Source organism: Zobellia sp. OII3 (assembly GCF_002211465.1).
Taxonomy (GTDB): domain Bacteria; phylum Bacteroidota; class Bacteroidia; order Flavobacteriales; family Flavobacteriaceae; genus Zobellia; species Zobellia galactanivorans.
On sequence record NZ_MWRZ01000001.1, the window covers coordinates 351,387 to 373,865 of the forward strand.

Genomic DNA, 22,479 nt, shown 5'->3' on the forward strand with positions numbered 1-22,479 from the left:
TTCGCAAACAAAATCTTCCTAAAACAAAAAGGCCTTGCACCGTCTAAAACTAATGCAAGGCCTTTTCTTTTTAAAAATATATCCTACTTGGCAAAATACACGTACAGTGCCACAACGATCAAACAGATAACGATACCTATCTGTTTTACATATTTATAAGGCTCAATCGATACCTGTTCCGTGTACTCGAGTTCAAATGGTTTTTCGTTCGGCCATATTTTACCGATAACCAACATAATAGTCGCATTCAGTACAAACAGAATGGCCATGATATGTATAAAGTGAGGGTAAGCTTCCGCCTTTATCAAGGCCAAGGCCTCAGGGTCGGTTATTCCGGCAGCGGCGGCCTCTTCCAAAGCACCATCAACGAACATCGGCTGTAAGTAGAACTGGCTGAAGCAATACAGGACCACACCGGCAATGATACCGATCTTTGCCGCAATGGCAGGTACACGCTTGGTCAAATAGCCCACAACGATTATGGTAAATATCGGAATGGTATAAATACCGTTCAACTCTTGCAAGTAAGCAAAAAGGCTGCCGGCATTAGAGATCAAAGGAGCGATGAGCATTGCCCCAATGGCCAGTACGATACCAAAAATCTTACCGTATTGCACCACCGTTTGCTCCGTTGCGTCAGGATTGATATGTTGTTTGTAAACATCAAGACCGAAAAGGGTTACCGAGCTGTTCAATACACTGTTGAAAGAACTCAGGATCGCCCCGAAAAGAACGGCCACAAAGAAACCGACCAAATATTTTGGCAATACGGCATTTACCAATGCAGGATAGGCTTGATCCGGCATTTCCAATCCGCCCTGAAAATAATGGAAGGCGATAATACCCGGAAGCACTACGATCAAGGGCCCTAAAATTTTAATAAAGGAGGCCAATAACAGTCCTTTCTGCCCTTCGGCCAGGTTCTTCGCCCCCAGTGCCCTTTGTATAATCTGCTGGTTGGTACCCCAATAAAACAGATTGATCAGCATCATACCGGTAAAAAGGGTAGAAAACGGCACACTATTGGTAATCTCCCCGGTAGAATCGAATTTATCGGGATTGGACTGATATAGTACGTCTAAACCGCCGAATACACTTCCATCCCCAATGGCCATAAGCCCGAAAACGGGTATTAAAAGCCCACCTATCAACAACCCTACCGCATTTATCGTATCTGAAACGGCAACCGCCTTAAGTCCACCAAACACCGCATAGATAGAACCGATAATGCCTATTCCCCAAATACTGAGGTTTAGGGCCGTACTATCGGAAACTCCCAGCATAGTGGGCAAATCGAACATGGTGCTAATAGCAAGCGCACCCGAATAAAGAATGGTCGGCAATAATACCACCACATAGCCTGTAAGGAACAAAACCGAAGTAAGGGTCTTTGTAGTAACATCATAGCGATCTTTTAGAAATTGGGGAACCGTAGTAATCCCCCCTTTTAAATATCTGGGCAACAAAAAAATCGCCGTTATTACCATGGCTATAGCCGCCAAGGTTTCCCAGGCCATCACAACGATTCCCTCGGTATATGCCTGCCCGTTAAGACCTACAATTTGTTCGGTAGAAAGGTTGGTCAACAATAAGGATCCGGCGATAACACCGGCCGTAAGGCTCCTTCCTCCCAAAAAATAACCATCAGAAGATTTCTCATCCGTCGTTCGTGTAGCAAAGTAAGATATTATGGCCACCAAAGCGGTAAAGCCAACAAAAGACAAAATTCCTATCATTATAAACTGGTTTGATATTTCGGCTAAATATATTGGATTATTTGCGAAAAACTCAAGGTTTAACAGACAATATATGCGATATCACATATGCCTCATAAATTAAGATAAAATTTCACAGGCCTGTAATTTTCTATACCTCTGGGCTTTGATTATCTTGCAGATGATTTTTACTATGAAAAAAGCACTGGTTTTAATTTGGGTCGGGACGCTGTCCTTTTTTATACTTTCCTGCTCAGAAAAAAAGCAGGAACCCCCATTCCTATTTCAAAAACGTAAGAATTCCCAGACGGGAATCACCTTTAAAAACGCCCTCAAGAACACCCCCGAGCTTAACATACTTAACTATCTCTACTATTACAACGGGGCTGGAATAGCGGCAGCGGATTTTAATAATGACGGAAGCGTAGACCTCTACTTTACGGCCAATGAGGCGGCAGACCATTTTTACCTGAACCAGGGCGGCCTCAAATTCAAGGAAATAAGCCAAAAAGCGGGCATCAACAATACCGAGGGATGGACCACCGGAGTCACCCATGTCGACATCAACAATGACGGACTGCTAGACCTCTACATCTGTAAAGTCGGCAAGTACAAACATATGGAAGGCTCGAACCTGCTCTATGTAAACCAAGGTAATGACAAAGACGGAAACCCTGTTTTTAAGGAGGAAGCAAAGAAATACGGACTTGATTTCTCGGGATTTTCGACCCAAGCCGCATTTTTCGATTACGATCTTGATGGTGACCTAGACCTGTTTCTCCTCAACCACTCGGTACACCCCAACCGCACCTATGGCAAGGGAAGCAAAAGAAAAAAGACCGCCCCCTTATCCGGCGATCGACTTTACAAAAATGAAAACGGAAAATTTGTAGATGTTTCTTCCGAAGCCCATATTTTTCAAGGTGAAATCGGATACGGCCTTGGCCTTGGCATAAGCGACGTCAACAATGATGGCTATCCCGATGTATACGTAGGTAATGATTTTTTTGAGAACGACTACCTCTACATCAATCAAAAAGACGGCACATTTAAAGAAATCATCTCTGAAAACGACAAGAAGTTAGGGCATACCACCCACTTTTCAATGGGCAATGACCTGGCCGATATCAATAACGACGGTCTCACGGATATTGTTTCCCTAGATATGCTTCCCGAAAACCTGGAAACCTACAAAACATCAGGACTGGAATATCCCTATCCCACCTATCAAAACTACTTACGGAACGGTTATGCCCCCCAATACATGCAGAATACCCTGCACCTCAACCTCGGCCACGGCAACTTTAGCGAAATAGCCCATTTAGCCGGTATTTCCGCTACCGAATGGTCATGGGGAGCCCTGCTGGCGGACTATGATAACGACGGACTAAAAGACCTTTTTGTTTCAAACGGAATCAAAGGGGCCACCAACGATATGGACTTCATCAACTTTATTGCCAACGACAATATTCAAAAACGTATTGAAGAAGGCATGACCGAAGAAGACATGGCCTTTATTGATGAAATGCCCCATAAAAAAGAACCGAATTACTTTTTCAGGAACAAAGGTGACCTGACTTTTGAAAACGTATCCAAAACATGGTCCGACCTAGAAAAGAGTTACAGCAACGGCAGTGTTTATGCCGACCTTGATAATGACGGCGACTTAGATATTGTAGTGAACAATGTCGACCAAGAGGCCTTTGTTCTGGAAAACACCAGCGAAACGACTGCGGAAAACCATTTTTTAAATATCGGTTTTAAAGGAGCCCCGAGCAACTTGTTCGGTATTGGGGCAAAAGTCATCGCCTATAGCAAGAATAAGGCCATAAGCGCTGAAAATTTCGTCAGCAGGGGATACTTATCATCGGTATCGCCCCGACTGCATTTGGGCATAGGTAAAGATTCAGTTCTCGATTCGGTAAAAGTGATATGGCCGGGCGGAAAATTTCAAACCCTAAAAAACCTGCAAGCCGACCAAAAAATAGAACTGAGCATTTCAGAGGCCCGTGGAAATTATTACGAAACGCCTAAAACATCTGCGGCCACCTTACTACACAACAAAAACGACTTCCTTGGTTTCTACCATAAAGACAGCCCTACCCTTGAATTCAACCGAAGTCCCTTGGTTCCTTTTGCCAATACCAATGAAGGTCCCGAAATTTCAGTGGCCGACATCAATGCAGATGGTCTCGACGATATTTTAATCGGTGGTGGAAAGGGCCAAGCTACGGCTTTGTTCGTGCAACGACCGAACGGTGTATTCAAAGAAGAGCAAACGGGGCTCTTTGAGGAAGACGCCATTAACGAAGACCTATCACAGCTCATTTTTGACGCCGACGGCGATGGCGACCAAGATCTCATCATTGTCAGTGGCGGTAACGAATTTCAATCGGGAAAGCCCCTACAGCCAAGGTTTTATCGAAACCACGAGGGGCAATTCAAAAAAGAAGACCAGCAGTTCTCCAATATTTCTCCCAATGCTTCAAAGGTAGGCTCCGTAGATTTTGACAATGACGGCGACCTCGACCTCATCATAGCCTCCGACCAGGTCCCGCACCAGTTCGGTACCACGCCTTCGCAATATATATTTGAAAACGATGGTTCAGGAAACTTTACCGACGTATCCGACACCTTCGGAAAGGCGTTTAAAGGCGTAGGCAACGTAAAAGATTTTATTTGGACGGATTTGGACGGAAATGGGTTTCAAGACCTTATAGCCGTAGGGCATTGGATGCCGGTCAGCATCTTTTACAATGATGGAAAAAGTTTACAGCCCCGGAAAGACCCTGCACTCAAAAACACCAATGGCTGGTGGAACGTAGTTGTGGCCGATGACTTTGACAATGACGGCGATATCGATTTTGTTGCAGGAAATTGGGGACTCAACAGCAAGTTCAGGGCATCTGCCACCGAAGCGATCACCCTTTACAATGCCGATTTTGACGAAAACGGAAACATAGACCCTATAGTCACCTATTTTCATCACCACAAAGAAACCCCCTTTGCCTCAAAAGACGAACTCGTCAAACAATTGCCCTATTTGAACAAACGGTTTTTATCTTATAAAGACTTTGCCCAAGCTTCGGTTTTCGACCTCTTCTCAAAAGAGAAATTGACAAAATCTGACCAAAAAAAGGTCTACGAATTACAAAGTTCGTTTTACGAAAACGATGGAGTTGGCAATTTTAATATAAAAGCGCTCCCAACTATTGCACAAGCCTCCACAATTCATGATATTGCAGTAGATGACTTTGACAATGACGGCTTTAAAGACCTATTAATTGTAGGCAACTCTACCGAAATAAGTACCCAACTAGGCCGAATGGATGCTTCCCACGGTATCATTTTACGCAACAATGGCAAGGGCGATTTCGAGTGGTCAGACGGCCAAGATTTCAATATTGAAGGGTCAGCAAGAAGCATTGCCAAAATTAGAATTAACAACCACCCGGTCTATATCGTTGGTATAAACAACGATGTTCCGGTTTTCTTATCAAGAAAAAGCAACAACTAATATGCGATCAACAGTCAAAAAGGTTTTTTTTGCCCCGGTTCGGGCATTCCTTCCCGTGATGATTCTTATGATTTCGTGCCATTCCGAAACTAAGGAAGAAGTTTCCAAAGAACCTAAAAAAGAAACGCTATTTAGCATGCTTCCTCCGGAAGAAACCGGTATAGATTTTATCAACTCGGTACAGAACCAAAAGAATTTCAACATATTCAAGTACCGTAATTTTTATAACGGTGGGGGCGTAGCCATAGGGGACATCAACAATGATGGTCTAGCGGACATTTATCTTTCCGCCAATATGGGACCCAACAAACTCTACCTGAACAAAGGGGATTTTAAGTTTGAGGACATCTCCGAAAAAGCAGGCGTTACGGGCAATAAACCATGGTCTACCGGGGTCGTCATGGCCGATATCAATGCCGACGGACTCTTGGACATCTATGTTAGTAACGCCGGAAACATGGAAGGCAACAACCATGACAACGACCTTTACATCAACAATGGCGACCTTACCTTTACCGAAAGGGCAAAAGAATTCAACCTTGCCGAGACCGGTTTCTCTACCCATGCCTCCTTTTTCGATTACGACAAAGATGGCGATCTCGATGCCTACATCTTGAACAACAGCAACATCCCGGTCAGTAGCTTGGGATACGCCGAACAACGGAGCGTTAGGGCCCAAGATTGGGAGGGCGTTCCCCATATTTTTAGGGGCGTAGGCGATATGCTTTTGCGAAACGACAACGGCAAATTCACCGATGTCAGTGAAGAGGCAGGTATCTATGGAAGTTTGATAGGCTTTGGCCTTGGGGTTATGGTCAGTGACATTAACGGCGACCTCTGGCCCGATATTTATGTTTCCAACGATTTTTATGAGCGCGATTACCTCTACATCAATCAAAAAGACGGTACTTTCAAAGAGGAAATAGAGGAATGGACCTCCCACCTATCACTTTCGGCCATGGGTATAGATATGGCCGATATCAACAATGACGGTAATGCCGATATTTTCATTACCGATATGCTTCCCGAGAGCGACCAACGTGTAAAATCGGTAATGGAATTTGAAGGTTACAATGTTTTTAAGCTCAAACAAAGCAAAGATTTTTACCAACAGTACATTCAAAACACGCTACAACTCAACAACGGTAATGGTTCCTTCTCTGAAATCGCATACCATAGCGGTGTGGCAAAAACCGACTGGAGCTGGGCCGGTCTGTTATTCGACATGGACAATGACGGACTACGTGATATTTATATTACCAACGGTATAAACCACGACCTTACCGACCTTGATTTCGTCGACTTCTTTGCCAATGAAATCATTCAAAAAATGGCCCTTACGGGTAAAAAGGAATCCATTGATTCCATTATCAACAAAATGCCAGTGGTACCACAACCCAACTACGCCTACCGCAACAATGGCGATATCACTTTCGACAATGCCGCGGTGGACTGGGGGTTTGAAATACCCAGCCTCTCAAACGGGGCGGCTTATGGCGACCTTGACAATGACGGCGATCTAGACCTCGTGGTAAACAATGTAAACATGCAATCCTTCGTGTACAAAAACAAGACCAATGAACTTACCGACAACCATTACATCAAATTAAAGTTCATAGGAGAAGGAAAGAATCCGTTTGCCGTGGGTGCCAGCATCAAAATGTACTATAACGACCAAGTCGTGTTTCAAGAACTGATTCCTTCTCGGGGCTTTCAATCGTCGGTCGATTACATTATGGACATAGGCCTGGGCCAGACCACCACTATCGATTCCCTTAGGGTGATTTGGCCCGATGACTATACCCAAAAGCTAGAAAAGGTTTCCGCCGATCAACTTTTGACCCTAAAACGGTCGGATGCCACAGAAAAATACATCCCGAAAAAACCGTCCAATACCAAAACCTTACTCAAGGAAATAGAGGCTGGAAAATTAGTGGCCCATAAAGAGGACACCTATACCGACTTCGATTACGAAAGCCTGATTTCCAAACTTGTTTCACAAGAAGGACCAGCCTTGGCCGTGGGTGATATAAACGGTGACGGCAACGAGGATATCTTTTTAGGAGGAGCCAGCGGCCATCCCGGAATAGTCTACGTCCATTCGGGCAATGGAAGGCTTTCGAAAAAAACATTGGATTTCGATATTGACCTAGAAGATACGGCAGCCGCATTCTTTGATGCCGACGGTGATGGAGACCAAGACCTGGTCGTAGGCACGGGAGGCAACCGGATCAACAAAGAAAACTCTTATAAACCCCGATTATATCTTAATGATGGCAGGGGGAACTTCAGTAAAACCACCGAAGACCTACCATCCGTATTCAAAAACATTTCGGTTATTTCCCCCTATGACTTCGACCAAGACGGAGACATTGATTTGTTTGTCGGTTCCAGAAGCGTTGTGGGTACTTACGGCATAGACCCTGACCATCTGTTTTTAGAGAACCAAGGTGATGGAAAATTCGTCAATGCCACCGAAAAATTAGCCTACGACCTTAAAGATGCCGGTATGATAACCGGTGCCGTTTGGGCCGATATTGACGGTGATAACAAAAAAGACCTACTGACCGTATCGGAATGGGACCGACCGAATATCTACAAGAATTCGGGCAGACGCCTGAGCAGGCTACCGACCGACCTCGATAGCCTATTCGGCTGGTGGAACGCCATAGAAGCCGTCGACCTAGATAACGATGGCGACATGGACTTGGTATTGGGCAACCAAGGCACCAACGTACCTTACGAGGCTTCCGAAGAGCATCCTATGAAGCTATGGATCAACGATTATGACAACAACGGCACCTTGGAGCAGATCACTACCCGTGGATTTGACGGAAAAGATTATCCCATCCACCAGAAAAAAGAATTGACCGAGCAAATTGTATCGCTCAAAAAACAAAGCCTCAAAGCTTCCGAATACGCAAAAAAGACCATCAACGAACTCTTCCCCAAGGAAATTTTCGACAGGAGTATCGTTAAGCAGGCCAATACCATGACATCGGTAATCGCCATAAACGAGGGCGGTGGCAAGTTCACCATCAAGAAATTGCCCTCACGGGTGCAGCTCTCCTGCGTATGCGGCATCAGTTGTGCCGACATCGATAAAGACGGCAACCTAGACCTTATTATGGCCGGGAACAATTTTGAGTTCAAGCCACAATACTCCCGTTTAGACGCCAGCTACGGCAATGTGCTCTTAGGTGACGGAAACCTAAACTTCAAATGGCAAGACTACAATACCAGTGGCTTTTTCATTAAAGAGGAAGTAAAACACCTGAAGCAGTTTAAGGACAAGAACGGCAAAAGCTACCTCATTGCCGCCATAAACAACGGCACACCAAAAATTTATGCGCTAGATTAGATGTCATTACCAAAGCAAGAATCCACAAGAAAAACCTATAGTCCCGTGCATTTAAAGAACACGTATATTACGCTTTGCCTTGCCCTATCGACCCTTACGGCTTGCGGTGACAAGCAGGGTTCACTATTTCAGCTTCTTCCCGCATCGGAAACGGGCATTACCTTTGAGAATACCCTTACCGAGACCGACGACCTCAATATTTTGGACTACCTCTACTTCTACAACGGGGGCGGTGTGGCCGTAGGTGATATTGATAACGACGGCCTAGCCGATATTTTCTTTTCGGGCAACCAAGTAAAGAACAAACTCTACCGAAACAAGGGCAACCTCCAATTTGAGGATATCAGTAAAAGTGCGGGCATTGAAGGCAACAGCACCTGGAACACCGGCTCGGTAATGGGCGATGTAAACGGAGACGGGCTTTTGGATATTTACGTGTGTGCCGTTGTAGGCATCAACGGTTTCAACGGACATAACGAACTGTTCCTGAACAACGGTGACGGCACCTTTACCGAAAGCGCCGCCAAATACGGACTTGATTTCGACTCGTACAGCTCCAATGCGGCCTTTCTCGATTTTGACCTCGACGGCGATCTAGACATTTATCTCCTGAACCATGCGGTACATACCCAAGAATCTTTTGGCAAGGCAGATCTACGCCTAAAGCGGAACTACCAAACGGGGGACAAACTTCTTCGCAACGATGGAGACAAATTTGTAGATGTCAGTGAATCTGCCGGTATATACGGGGGCGTAAACGGTTACGGACTCGGATTGGCCATTTCAGATTTCAACCAAGACGGCTATCCCGACATTTATGTGGGCAACGATTTTCATGAAGACGATTACTACTATCTCAACAATGGGGATGGCACGTTTACCGAAAGCTCAAAGCAATTTTTCGCACACACCTCGCGCTTTTCGATGGGTAACGATGTGGCCGACATCAACCATGATGGTTGGCCCGACCTTATTTCCCTAGATATGCTTCCGCAAGACGAACATACGCTCAAATCTTCCGAAGGCGACGATAACGTACAGACTCAAAAATTACGCACCGAACGCTATGGATACGGGTATCAGTTCACCCGAAACATGCTAAACATCAACCAACAAAACAGCAGCTTTCTAGAAACGGCCCTAATGAGCGGGGTAGCCGCCACGGACTGGAGCTGGAGCGCGCTTTTCGGCGACTATGACCAAGATGGGGAACAAGACCTGTTTATCTCCAACGGGATACCCAAGCGCCCCAACGACCTAGACTTCATCAATTTTGTCAGCAGTGAACAAATCCGGAACAAGATGAACAACACCAAGCTTATGGATCAGCAAGCCTTGGACAAAATGCCGGCCGGAAAAATTCACAATTACGTATTCAAAGGCTCCGACAACTTGACCTTTAAAGACAAATCGGGCCAATGGATATCAAAAGATACCTTGGTCTCAGGCGCCACGGCCATGGGCGACCTTGACAACGACGGTGACCTCGACCTGATAACCAACAACCTGAACGGCACCCCGGCACTCTACATTAACAAAACCGACCAAAATGCCAACTTTCTCAAAATAAGTTTAAAGTACGGACAGCACAATCACTTCGGTTTGGGAACCAAGGTTTTTTCGTATACCCAAGGCCAATTACAATACAAAGAACTCTACACGGTGAGAGGATTTCAGGCGTCCTCGGAACCCATACTCCATTTCGGATATGGAAAGACTGAAAAAATAGATTCCCTACGAATAGTATGGCCCGATGGAAGCTATCAGACCCTGACCGACATTGCTACCAACCAAAGCTTGGAAATACGACCCGAAAACACCAAAAAGTTTAACTATTCCAATTTACGGCCACAGCAAGCGCCTCTTTTTGAAAAGGTCGAGAATAACCTGGGAATCGATTTTCTGCATATTGAAGACAACTACACTGATTTTAATCGCCAAAAACTTATTCCCTACCAAATATCCGACCGTGGCCCCGCTACTGCCATTGGTGACCTGAACGGTGACGGAAAGAAGGATATTTTCTTCGGAGGCTCAAAATATATTCCTTCACAAGTCTTTGTACAAAACGATACCACATTTTCCCCTTGGCACATCAGTACTATTGCCAATGATTCTATCAAGGAAGATGTAGCGGCCGTAATCGGGGATTTTAATTCGGATGGAAAAAACGATTTGATCCTAGGCACCGGCGGAGGGGACTTTTACAATAAAATGAAGCCTTTGCTCAACTCGTATTACGTTCAAAACGACGCCGGTTTCAATGCCGCCAACCTACCGGAAAGCTTTCAAAACACCTCTGTACTCGCCCCTTACGATATGGATGGCGATGGAGACCTTGACCTGTTCCTAGGAAGCCAAGCGATCTCGAACGACTTCGGAAAGGTTCCAGAGTCCGCCCTACTCTTAAACGACAATGGAAGCCTTATAGACCAAACCCCAGACGACCTTAAGAACATAGGGATGGTCACCAATGCCATTTGGCACGATTTTGATGCCGACGGTACCAAAGACCTGATTGTGGTAGGCGAATGGATGTCCCCTACTTTTTTCAAGAATACCAAAGGACAACTTACCAAGATCGATATGGTTCAAAAAAACCTGAACGGTCTCTGGCAAAGTATCGTCCCTTTTGATATTGATAACGATGGAGATACCGATTACCTGCTCGGCAACTGGGGAAGCAACACCAAGTTCAAGGCCTCGGCAGAACACCCGATGAAAATGTACTATGGCGATTTCGACAAGAACAGACAGACCGAAACCATCACGACCATAGAAAAAGATGGAAAATATTATCCTTTGGAAGGCTTAGACGGACTTTCATCCCAGTTGGTTTCCCTTAAAAAGAAATTCAACACCTATAAGTCCTTCGCAGGTTCCCCCATTGAATCGATCCTTGATAAGGAAGCCTTAAAAAATGCAAAAATACTGGAAGTACATGAGCTACGTTCCGGCTTCCTAAAAAACGAAAACGGACGATTTAGTTTTGTCCCTTTTCCGAACGAACTACAAGTTTCTCCCCTTATGGCCATGCTTCGCCATGATTTTGACGGGGACGGAAAAGAAGAAGTGCTGGCGGCCGGAAACTATTTTGGCGTTAAACCCTATCATGGAAGGTTTGATTCTTTTGGCGGCGCCTTGATAAAAGGGGAAAATAATGTAATTTTAAGCGCCCGGATCGGTTTAGACCTTAGCCAAAAATCTGTTAGACATTTAAACCTTTTACCTATAAACGGAGAAAATTATCTCTTGATTACCCTAAATAATTCCAACGCGCAGATTTATCGGCTAAAAAGAAAATAAAAGATCAATGAAGAAGATTCTTATCACACTAATATCGTTTGCTTTTGCGGTTTCGTGCAAAGCTCCACAAAAAGAAGAACCTATTAACATTACCCCCGAAGAGCTTGACGCTTCAATAGACAGGGTGACGGAAATTATGATCCACGATATCTTTTCCCCTCCCGTTGCGAGTAGGATCTTTGCCTATCCCAACGTTGCCGCCTACGAAATTGTAGCCGCCACCAATGACAACTACAACTCCTTGGCCGGCCAATTGAACGGGCTGACCGCCATACCGGAACCCGATACCACTAAGACCATCAACTACGAGCTTGCAGCCGTCGTCGCCCATATGGAGCTTAGCAAAAGGTTGATTTTCTCAGAAGACCGAATGGAATCCCTGCGCGATAGCCTATACATGGTTTGGGAAGGGAAAAATCCTGTTCTATTCTCCGATTCCAAAGCCTACGGCCTACAAGTGGCCGACCATATAGGCGAATGGATGAACAAGGACAATTACGCCCAAACCCGCACCATGCCGAAATTTACGGTAGATGCGGACGACCCCGGCCGCTGGCAACCCACCCCACCTGCCTACATGGACGGTATTGAACCCCACTGGAATAAAATCAGGCCATTTGTATTGGATTCGGCTGCACAGTTCAAGCCCGTTCCACCTCCGGCATATTCCCTTGAAGAAGACTCCGCGTTTTATAAAGAATTAAAAGAAGTCTATGACGTAAGGAACAAAATCACCGAGGAAGGCGATAGTTCCGAAGAAATTCAGATTGCCCGCTTTTGGGATTGTAACCCTTATGTATCGGTTACCCGTGGCCACTTGATGTTCGCCACCAAGAAAATAACCCCAGGTGCGCATTGGATGGGAATTGCCAAAATTGCCGCACGTAAAACCAACAGTGATTTTGCCAAAACCCTTTTCGCCTATACCAAGGCCTCGGTAGCCATGGCGGATGCCTTTATCAGTTGTTGGGACGAAAAGTACAGAAGCAACCTCATCCGTCCGGAAACCGTAATCAACCAACATATAGACGACAGCTGGAAACCAGTGCTACAAACCCCTCCGTTTCCAGAGTACACCAGCGGACATAGTGTAGTCTCAGGGGCGGCATCGGTTGTACTGACCGAGGTCTTTGGTGACAATTTCTCCTTTGACGACGATACGGAAGTACCTTACGGCCTACCTATCCGAAGCTTTAAATCCTTTAAGCAAGCTGCCGACGAAGCAGCGATCAGTCGCATGTACGGAGGCATACACTACCGTGCAGCTATTGAAGTAGGGGTAAAACAAGGCAGGGACCTAGGTACCTTTGTCGTAAACAAACTACATATGCTATCCGATAAGAAAGTAGCCCAAAACTAGGGTATTATGGCGAAAAAAATAGCTCTGACCGCAACCGCCCTTTTGGTAGCGGGACTCCTCTGGTATCTTTTTATCATGCCCCAAGATTATCTGGTCCGCTTTCACACAAAGGCCTTGCCCGGCACGGTAAACCAGATCGTAAAATTCTGGGCCGGCCAAAAGGGGAATGCTTCCTTTGTGCAGCAAAAAAGCCTGGGGGACTTCACCAGTACACTTACCCAGGCGGATACCACGCTGACCTTTCGTTGGGAAATAAGCCGGGAAAACGACTCGACTTCCCTTGTAAAAGTCAAGATTTCCGACCATGCGCACAGCTTAAAGAACAGAATAGGGCTTCCCTTCTCCGACACCGATTTTGAAAAGCGGAGCAAAAGCACCGTTAAGGAAGTATACACGCTTTTACAGGAACATCTTTCCGAGTTTAAGACCAAAGTTGTGGGCGAAGCGGTCATCCCTGAAAAATACTGCCTCTGTGTGCCCTTGGAGAACACCCAGCTAAAGAAGGTGACCGGCATGATGCAGTACTACTCAAAATTGAGCAACTTTGTGGCCAAGAACGGTATGGAACCAAATGGCCGCCCCATGGTAGAGGTCGAAAACTGGAATACCGAAAACGACAGTATCGCCTACAACTTTTGTTTTCCCATCATCAAAACCTACAGTCTACCCCAAGAAAAGGGTATCATCTATAAACAAATCAAGGAAAGAAAGGCCCTAAAGGCCATTTATAACGGTAATTACCTAACTTCCGATCGTGCTTGGTACGCTTTGCTAGATTATGCCGAACGGAACGACATACCCCTTGTAAAAACGCCTTTGGAAGTCTTCCACTCCAATCCCAATATGGGCGGAAACGAGTTGGACTGGAAAACGGAAATTTTCATGCCTATAAAAGAGCAAAAATAGGAATAGTGCCTACCTTTGCAGGTAATAAAATTTACCTGATGAAAATACGCCGGCAGAACCTATCGATTCATTTCATATTTGTTTTCCTTTTCTATAGCTGCTCCAACCACGGTCAACTGACCTATGTGACCAAACTGCCAAAAAGCCTAAAGGAAAACTCCGGAATAGCCCTCTACAACAACGATTCGGCCTGGTTTATAGAAGATAGCGGCAACGACGACGACATTACCAAGGTAGATTACCAAGGAAATATCTTAAGGGAACTGAAGGTCAAAAATGCCAAAAACCACGATTGGGAAGATTTGACCGAAGACAAAAAGGGCCATCTGTATATCGGCGATTTTGGAAACAACGATAGTGACCGAAAAAATCTGGTCATCTACAAGTTGCCCAATCCGGAAACGGAGTCGGGCGACCATATCACCGCAGAAAAAATAAACTTCAGGTATCCTGAACAAAAACACTTTCCTGCCAAAAAAAGCGAACGCCTTTACGACGCCGAGGCCTTTTTCCATTACAATAATTACCTCTATATTTTCACAAAGAACAGGGCAGACCCCTTCACTGGCGAATCACTCATTTACCGGGTACCCGACAGGAAAGGAGATTACGATGCCGAGTATTTGGGCAAGTTAACGACCTGCGACGATTGGGACAGCTGTAAGGTCACCTCCGCGGATATTTCACCTGACGGAAAGACCATAGTGCTATTGGGTTCCGGGAAAATTTGGACCATCACTGATTTCGATTTGGAAAACCTTCCGGAAAGCCGTTTAAAAGAAACCGACCTAATGGTTCGCACCCAGTTGGAATCGGTCAGTTTTATAGACAACGTTACCCTATTGCTTTCCGATGAGCAAAGCAACAAACAAGGCAGAAATTTATATAAATACGTTCTCAAATAAGTTAGGGTCAGAAACCAAAACCTACCCCAAAGGAAAAGCGCAATCCGTCATCACTGTTGAACAGTGCCAAACGTGCCGTTACGATGTCAGCACCGTTCAGGAAAAAACCGCCTCCATAGGAGGTATGCCAATCTTTGGAATTTTCTTTGGGCAACCATACCCTTCCGTAGTCAAAACCTCCATAGAGCCCCATTGACAAGGGTAGTAACTGAGTTTTTATTTTTCTGAGGCTATAACGGATATCGGTATTTTGGTAGTAGGCTTTTTTACCGGTAAAACGCTGGTTTCTGAAACCTCGCAATCCATCTACACCACCTATACTGGCCGCTTGATAAAACTCATAATCATCTCCAATGTTAAAATGCGCCTTCCATTTCGTGGCCAAGACCAATCTACCGCTAGGTATTAATTTATAATCGAAGCCTAGGCTGGGCACTACATACCCAAACGTATTCCCATTATCGACACTACGCTTATAACCGGCCACCAACGACGTCGACATACCCATGGTAGGGAATGCCTCGTTGTCGGTATTGGCATATGAATACTCGGCATCTACTCCAACGAATTTATTCGCGGTCTCCTCTCCGTTCGCTTGGTAATACGTATTGATAAACCTATTATCGGTCTCCTCTACCTCTATAGACTCATACGACACGCCCGCCCTGAACTTTCCACCCAACTGGCCACGCCAAACCAAGGCAGGTGCGAACTTTAAGGTCTGAAGGCGTACCCGGTTGTAGTCCATTCCCAAATCATCGTCAAAATTCTCGGTGCTGTTTCCAAAATCAAAAAAATTGATCGCAAAATTCGGGCTCGTAAAGCGTGCGTTCAATAGCAGGTTCCAATTTTCAAAAATATGGGCAAATTCACCGCTGTACCCCAATTCCACCCCGCTTGTGGCAAAGTAAAAAGAAGCATCTAGCTTATGCCGTTGCGAAAACGGATTCTGCCTAAAACCGTTAAAGGTATACGTATCGCTCACCCCGATCTTAACGCCATCATCTGGATTATAACCGATAGTCGGGATAATTTGATTAACCGAATTGCGAATTTGTAAGGGCAAGTAATTATTAGTGTTGTAATCATCGGTCAGCTTCACTTTGGCCCCACTTTTCGACTCAACCGTATTTTTTTTCGATTTATAGTCGTAGATCGCAATGTTGCGTCCTTCGTTCACGATATAAGTATCATTGTTCTGCCCGCCTATCAATCGAACCTTAATCGCACTGGGTACATCGCCGTTCACTTCAAAAATATCGTCGTCGTCTAAGCCGTAGACCCAAATTTCCTTGGTGACGTCCCTTTGAAATACCTTTTCAAAGAATAGTTTGTCTTTCTTCCCTTTGATATTACGGTATACCTTTACTTGGGTTTCCTTCCCGTTAAGGACATTCACCTCAAACCAGTCGTCTTTATCCGTCCCAGAAACTACCGCGTATTTATTCAATACTCCATAATAGATTTCCGCGGTCTCTTCGATCTTGGCCGCCCTTGCCAACAATATACGCTTGATTTCGGCAACCGTTTCATCCCTTACCTCTTCGGGAAAATAGGCAAATGCCCTGTCAATAACCTCTTCGGTAAGGTTCTCTCGTATAAATTGCGCCTGTTCTTGCCATTCTTGAGAGGTCGTTTCCGTTAAAAGGGCCATATCGAGCACATAGGTTTTTGGCGAAGAATTAAACCCCTTTACGTTTCGTATGTCTTCATTAAAGCCTTCCATTAAACGTAGGGCAGGTATGATTCTCGTGGCCAAGTTCATAAAAAAGCCATCGCCATGTTTCGAATAGACCATATCACGGTCCCTAGGTACCGGTTTGTAGACGACCTTATCATTTTCCTCATCTTTAAATTCGGCCCATCTCCATTGATCCACATGACGGTCCCAGTCTCCCGTAACCATATCGAAAAGCCGTGCCCTTAGATATAGCTGTGAGTCTACGGAGTATTTCTCGTCGTCGCGTAGGTCTTCGAGCATGCTATCCGTGCTCTTGAGTTCGTCGGAGTAGCCAAAGCTCTCTAAGTCGCCATGACCGTCCCCGGCATGCTCCTCGATCATATAGAGTTCGTTGCCGAAGGATTGGTTGTATTCTTTCAAGGCCGGTTGTTTGGGTACATAATACAAGACCGGATTGGTATGGAACAGCCCCACCGCATCAGACAATACCCCTGTGGTAAAAGGTCCATAAGGATGTGAACCCGTATAAAAATCCAAAAGGAACTTTTCGGTATAGGTATTTTCAAAATCGCCCATCACGTATTGCTCCTGAAAGGCCATCGCCTGCAGATAAAGCTCCGCATCTTTGCGCAGGGCCCGCATAACAAACTCCTTACCGTCCTTATCCCTTAACCGCAACGATTTTGATTGATGTCCTCCCCCTTTGTGTACCGGTACAAGTCCGCCCATAAGCGTATCTAGGTTTACAGTGGGAGCCTTTACTTTGGTAGCGTAGTATTTCCGGTAACGGTCGCCCCATAGGAACTTAAAAAAACCGCTTCGCTCTACCTCTTCTGGTGAATATACCGAAGCTTCAACGGTAGCCGGAAATTTTTCGGGGTATTTTTCTTCGGAAAACGTTCGATCTGGGGGCAGCACTTCCGTTGTGAACAAAAATTCCTTTTCATCATTAGGTGCCACGCCAAAATACCGCACACGCGAAGAACCGTCGGTATACACTTCCAAAGCGGCAAAACCCCGGTGCCCCGTAGAAAACCGGCTTCCGTTCAACAAGCGGGTAGCCCCTGTTTTCGCGCCCGAACCGCTTACAATCTGTGGGGTGTTCTCCTCTACTATATACTGCATTGTATGCTCGTGCCCTGAAGCCAAGATCACCTTCTCGGAATACTGCGCCAAGGTCAATAAACGTTTTCGCAACTCGGTATAGCGCTTGTTCTGCATATCTTCGATAGAAGCTCCCGTAGTTCTTCTCAAGACGTTGACAAGGGTGCCGAAAATAGGCAAAGGACCAATATTTCCTTTGGGGTAAAAATGATTTCGTAAAGGGTAATACCCGCCATGGGTACCGTAGCTGAACATCGGGTGATGCATGGCTATAATGGTGGTACGTTGACGATTGTCCTTAATTTCATCCTCTAGTTCCAACCAAAACTTGTCACGCGTTTTAATATCACATTTATCGTTGATATCGGGCCTTTTGTTCCAATTGGTCAAGTACCACTCCGTATCAATGGCGATAACCGCAACATCATCATTGATTTCAATGGTCTCTATCGGGCATCCATCCTCAGGAAAAAAGACCTCTTTGCTATCGAGTTTTTCCTGAATATATTTTTGTTCGCGTTCAAGGCCTACAAGGCCCTCGGTATACCAATCGTGGTTTCCCGGAATAAAAATCGGCTTTCCCTTAAAGTTTTCGAGCGTCTTTAATTGGGCATCCAAATCATTCTTCGCCTTTAAGTAAGCTTCCGTGGAATCTTTGGGGTCGGGCATGCCTGCCGGATATATATTATCGCCCAAAAATAAGGCCGTACTATTCTCATCGGCATTGTCGAGGCTTTTTTTAAAAACCTTCAAGGCATCGTTCATATCGTTCATAGGGGAAAGACCGGCATCGCCGATCAGGTAGAACGTATGGGCCACCTTTTTATCGGAAGACACATCGTGCGCACCGGATACATCGGCGTATTTCGTCTTATATGTGGCACAGCCCGTGAATAAGGCGATTAAGACTATTAGAGCAAAATGTTTGCCCAATAGGAGACTATTCATTCTCAATATTTTGTAATTTGGATCCATAAACCATTTTTCATGCCGGATTTACTATCGAAAACCGAGGAATTTGCAACTCATCTACTCGCCAAAGATCTAGATACCAATTACTTATACCACAATCTTAGACATACGCAACGCGTGGTCAAAAGTACTAAAGAATTACTGGACTATTATAACTTAAATACCAAGGATAGTGATGCAATAACCCTTGCCGCATGGTTGCATGACACCGGTTACACAAAAGGCGCAGAAAACCACGAGGAAAACAGCTGTATCATAGCCAGAGAATTTCTTACGGACCAAAATTGCGACCCACAGACCATAGAAACGGTCTGCAGTCTTATTATGGCTACCAAGAAGGGCTACGAGCCACAAAACCTGATGGAAGAAATAATGCGTGATGCCGATGCATCGCATTTGGCCCGATCAAGTTATGATGAAACCTGTGAAATGTTACGGGAAGAGTTAGCCTTATTGGGCATTGCCGAAATCACACCAAAGGAGTGGCGCCGTGCCAACATTAAAATGTTTCAGACCGAACATCGTTTTTATACCGATTATGCCATAAAACATTGGCAAGAAGGCAAGGACGCGAACCTCAAGAAATTGGTAAAGCGTGATAAAAAGCAAAAAAAGGTCCGCAAAAAAGAAGAACTTAAGGTCCAATTAAAGAACCAAAGTCCGGAAAGGGGTATACAGACCATGTTCAGGGTGACCATGCGGAACCACCTGAAGTTAAGTGATATTGCCGATACCAAGGCCAATATCCTTTTGTCGGTCAACGCGATTATCATTTCGTTGATGCTAACCAACCTCATCCCAAAACTAGATAACCCTTCCAATGACTATCTGGTCATTCCGGCAGGTATTTTTGTGCTTTTCAGCGTTACCTCTATGATCATGTCGATTATGGCGACGCGCCCGAACGTTACCAGTGGGGAATTTACCAAAGAGGATGTCAACCAGAAAAAAGTAAACCTCTTGTTCTTCGGCAACTTCCATAAGATGAAGCTCGAAGATTATGAGTGGGCCATTCAAGAGTTGATCAAAGACCAGAAGTACGTCTATGCTTCATTGACCAAGGATCTTTATTTTCTCGGACTTGTTTTGGATAGGAAGTACAAACTTTTGCGTTGGACGTATACCGTATTTATGATTGGAATGACGTTATCGGTTATCGCTTTTTTCGTGGCCTTGAAATTCTACGGCCCCGAAAGAATAATTGAATTGCCCCACTAGGCCTTCAACTCGTTCATAAGGTCTTCGTAGGTATAGGTCTTTTCATGGTCTTTCTGCCCATTCTTGTAGAGGATATCGGCGCGTATGGCCTTCATTCCACTGACTCCCTGAAGTCCTTCCAATTCAACGATTTCAACCTTTCCCGTAAAATAGCCCTTAGAACGCAAAAACTTGATATAGCGCAAATATTCTAGCTCATCTTTTTTCTGCGAATACACAATGACCATCTTACCGGCTTGGGTCAAACGTTCGTTGGTTCCTTTTATATAGGATTTATCGATACGCTTCTTGATAATTTCGTAGCGTGCGTTATAGGTGCCATCTACATCAAATCGCTTTTCGTCCATTCGAAAACGGATAGATAATGAAGTACTGTACACCAAAATCAGCGAAGCCACATCCAAGGGCACCGGAAGCTTCGGCTTTAAGGCATAGTGTGCATTTTCCATCTCGCACATTACCTGTAACTGCCACAACCGAAGGTTGTTCAAATAGATCATATCAAACTCTCGATCGTCGACAATTTCCTTACCGATATAGATATTATGCTCTACACCATCGGTCTTGTAACGCTCAAAATAATGAGGAAACATGGCTTGGGCGGCTTTTTGCTTTTTATCGATCAAGGAGGCTAGGCGCATATTGATCCGCGTAACACTTTCATCATAATTACGACGATGATCATAGTATGAATCGGTACCCATGTCTATCGAAGATTCATAGCTTAGAATCAAATTCCCCAAGGCCTCATCGGACTGCTTCAAATGGGCGAATACAGGATTGATCTCTTCCATAACGAAATTAAAGATCGCCTGTTCACTATTGGTATGAAGGGTTTCCTTAATACTGTCGATGTGGTTGTTCACCCTAAACATCAGCTCTTCGTAAATAGGCAGCTTTCGTTTTTGCCAAGCAGACTCCAATACCTCGTTTATGGTAGAGAGCTGGATCATCAGATCGCGCTGAATGGCCACGTTACGTGCATGCGATGAATCTTTAATATCAATTTGTCCGTATAGTGGATATACATCTTTAAAGACGACTTCCTTAAACGTAGGTTGTCGCCCTTCTATATTATCTTTTATAAAACGCTTGGCCTCTTCTTCAAAACGCCAGTATACCGAATCGTGAACAGAAGTACATTCATTCTGAATCACGGCATCGATCAAGTTGCTTTCCTCGTTTTTGGAGCGAAGTACCGCCGATACGATAAAAGGCATTACATCTTCCAACTTATTGGCATTTACACTATTGAGTACGTTAGGCTCATAGGCCACGAGTTCCAAAACCCCCAAGAGATTGCCATTTTCCGCTATAGGCGCTAAAATGGCACTTTTAATTCCTTTCTCCTTGAGCCCTTTATAGAGCATTATCTCTTCCGAACGCTTATAATGCCGATCCACATCGGATATGGCAAAATAACTGTTTTCCTCTAGCAGCTTATGGTAGGAATTTTTACATAGGGCACTGGTACAAGGCAAGACCTCGTCATCCCCTAAGAGAAAACTCTGCATTCCATTGACAAAAACCCTTTCAAAGCGATTATCTTTAGGATTATACTCAACAAAGCCCACCTTGATATTGGGAACATTAAAGAAAGACCTAAAGGTCTCCTGTAAATTGCCCATGAAGTTTCCACCGTTCCGTTTGTCGTTGGCAATCAAGCCCGACTTTATTTCAGAAATCGAATGCTCGGCGGTAACATCGAACATATTGGAAACAACGAAACCCTTTGCGACAAAACTATGGGGTGGGATTTTTTCCTTCCAAAGCTCAATATTGTCAAAATTATCAAGTAGCTCGTCTACATCTTCCTGCGTAAGCTTCTTGGACTTATCCGTAGGTAAAATTTCAATAAAATCGGCGTTGTACAAAATCCTATAATGCCGCATTACCCCATGCTTATCGGGAATATCGTAAAAGAAGGGCCTTTTGAAGTCAAAACTGAAGCCGTAATGAAAATTAAGAATTACCGTTGAGGCCACAATATACATCTGGTCTTCGGGCAGGTTCCGCATCTGTGGCCTGAAATTTTCGCCCCCGGCATCTTTCAATATATTCCTAAACCGCTGCGATGAATTAAAAATCACATCGCTATAAGGTAAAGAAGCCGTCTTGATCTCATTATTGGTCAAGACCTCGGGAAAGATATCCTGCAAAATAACATTAATGACCTCTTTGTGCTTTTTGAGCAAGGAAACATCGCTAAACCCATCGCGTAACTCGGGGTAGGGATCAGCCAGTTTCAAGATACGCTTTGCCTTTTTGGCCGTTGCCATATCGTCACTTTCAGCCATAATATCGTACTGCCGCAAAAGTTTATCAAAACTAATGAGCTGCTGAATAGGCAATTTATTTTCGTAACAGTCTTTCATCATGCGTCTAGTCAGTCGTAAATACCAGTCAAATGTTACAAAGGACAATAAAGTTTTGT

The 22,479-nt window shown here is 44.8% G+C and carries 10 protein-coding genes; 7 read left to right on the forward strand and 3 right to left on the reverse strand.

From position 1 onward, the window contains the following. Nucleotides 1-83: 83 nt before the first annotated feature. Complete coding sequence (locus B4Q04_RS01435; RefSeq protein ID WP_013992623.1) at nt 84-1,736, reverse strand: solute:sodium symporter family transporter; 1,653 nt, start codon at nt 1,734-1,736, stop codon at nt 84-86. Nucleotides 1,737-1,908: 172 nt separating this feature from the next. On the opposite strand from B4Q04_RS01435, the gene B4Q04_RS01440 reads away from it, so the two are divergent. From B4Q04_RS01440 to B4Q04_RS01465, 6 genes are read left to right on the forward strand one after another with little or no spacing between them, the layout of a single operon-like run. After that, a complete protein-coding gene (locus tag B4Q04_RS01440) occupies nt 1,909-5,232 on the forward strand; it encodes a VCBS repeat-containing protein (protein WP_088695790.1) in 3,324 nt (1,107 codons plus the stop codon). A 1-nt stretch (nt 5,233) separates the two neighbouring features. Beyond that, nucleotides 5,234-8,593 carry a VCBS repeat-containing protein gene (locus B4Q04_RS01445; protein ID WP_088695791.1) on the forward strand — a complete coding sequence of 1,120 codons (3,360 nt, stop codon included), beginning with the start codon at nt 5,234-5,236 and terminating at the stop codon, nt 8,591-8,593. After that, on the forward strand, nt 8,594-11,899 hold the full coding sequence (locus B4Q04_RS01450) for a VCBS repeat-containing protein (protein WP_088695792.1): 3,306 nt from the start codon (nt 8,594-8,596) through the stop codon (nt 11,897-11,899). A 7-nt stretch (nt 11,900-11,906) separates the two neighbouring features. Beyond that, the gene (locus B4Q04_RS01455) at nt 11,907-13,259 is read left to right on the forward strand and encodes a phosphatase PAP2 family protein (protein ID WP_088695793.1); all 1,353 of its coding nucleotides are present in this window, start codon (nt 11,907-11,909) and stop codon (nt 13,257-13,259) included. A gap of 6 nt (nt 13,260-13,265) precedes the next feature. After that, the gene (locus tag B4Q04_RS01460; RefSeq protein WP_088695794.1) at nt 13,266-14,165 is read left to right on the forward strand and encodes a GyrI-like domain-containing protein; all 900 of its coding nucleotides are present in this window, start codon (nt 13,266-13,268) and stop codon (nt 14,163-14,165) included. A 38-nt stretch (nt 14,166-14,203) separates the two neighbouring features. Next, the gene (locus B4Q04_RS01465) at nt 14,204-15,070 is read left to right on the forward strand and encodes a hypothetical protein (RefSeq protein WP_013992629.1); all 867 of its coding nucleotides are present in this window, start codon (nt 14,204-14,206) and stop codon (nt 15,068-15,070) included. A 7-nt stretch (nt 15,071-15,077) separates the two neighbouring features. Here B4Q04_RS01465 and B4Q04_RS01470 read toward each other — a convergent pair whose 3' ends face one another. Then, nucleotides 15,078-18,803, reverse strand: coding sequence for a metallophosphoesterase (locus B4Q04_RS01470; protein WP_088696363.1), 3,726 nt, complete (start codon nt 18,801-18,803; stop codon nt 15,078-15,080). A 39-nt stretch (nt 18,804-18,842) separates the two neighbouring features. On the opposite strand from B4Q04_RS01470, the gene B4Q04_RS01475 reads away from it, so the two are divergent. After that, nucleotides 18,843-20,045 (forward strand): Pycsar system effector family protein, encoded by a 1,203-nt coding sequence (locus B4Q04_RS01475; RefSeq protein WP_013992631.1) that lies wholly within the window; start codon nt 18,843-18,845, stop codon nt 20,043-20,045. Here B4Q04_RS01475 and B4Q04_RS01480 read toward each other — a convergent pair. Continuing rightward, nucleotides 20,042-22,420 carry a GAF domain-containing protein gene (locus B4Q04_RS01480; RefSeq protein WP_088696364.1) on the reverse strand — a complete coding sequence of 793 codons (2,379 nt, stop codon included), beginning with the start codon at nt 22,418-22,420 and terminating at the stop codon, nt 20,042-20,044. The two genes, B4Q04_RS01475 and B4Q04_RS01480, sit on opposite strands and share 4 nt — an antisense overlap. Between the last annotated feature and the right edge of the window lie 59 nt (nt 22,421-22,479).

What these genes read in the sequence shown, in the direction of transcription:
- B4Q04_RS01450 (WP_088695792.1), top strand. Translation starts at nt 8,594, where the DNA reads ATGTCATTACCAAAGCAAGAATCCACAAGAAAAACCTATAGTCCCGTG.
- B4Q04_RS01480 (WP_088696364.1), bottom strand. Translation starts at nt 22,420, where the DNA reads ATGAAAGACTGTTACGAAAATAAATTGCCTATTCAGCAGCTCATTAGT.
- B4Q04_RS01475 (WP_013992631.1), top strand. Translation starts at nt 18,843, where the DNA reads ATGCCGGATTTACTATCGAAAACCGAGGAATTTGCAACTCATCTACTC.
- B4Q04_RS01470 (WP_088696363.1), bottom strand. Translation starts at nt 18,803, where the DNA reads ATGAATAGTCTCCTATTGGGCAAACATTTTGCTCTAATAGTCTTAATC.
- B4Q04_RS01460 (WP_088695794.1), top strand. Translation starts at nt 13,266, where the DNA reads ATGGCGAAAAAAATAGCTCTGACCGCAACCGCCCTTTTGGTAGCGGGA.
- B4Q04_RS01435 (WP_013992623.1), bottom strand. Translation starts at nt 1,736, where the DNA reads ATGATAGGAATTTTGTCTTTTGTTGGCTTTACCGCTTTGGTGGCCATA.
- B4Q04_RS01465 (WP_013992629.1), top strand. Translation starts at nt 14,204, where the DNA reads ATGAAAATACGCCGGCAGAACCTATCGATTCATTTCATATTTGTTTTC.
- B4Q04_RS01440 (WP_088695790.1), top strand. Translation starts at nt 1,909, where the DNA reads ATGAAAAAAGCACTGGTTTTAATTTGGGTCGGGACGCTGTCCTTTTTT.
- B4Q04_RS01455 (WP_088695793.1), top strand. Translation starts at nt 11,907, where the DNA reads ATGAAGAAGATTCTTATCACACTAATATCGTTTGCTTTTGCGGTTTCG.
- B4Q04_RS01445 (WP_088695791.1), top strand. Translation starts at nt 5,234, where the DNA reads ATGCGATCAACAGTCAAAAAGGTTTTTTTTGCCCCGGTTCGGGCATTC.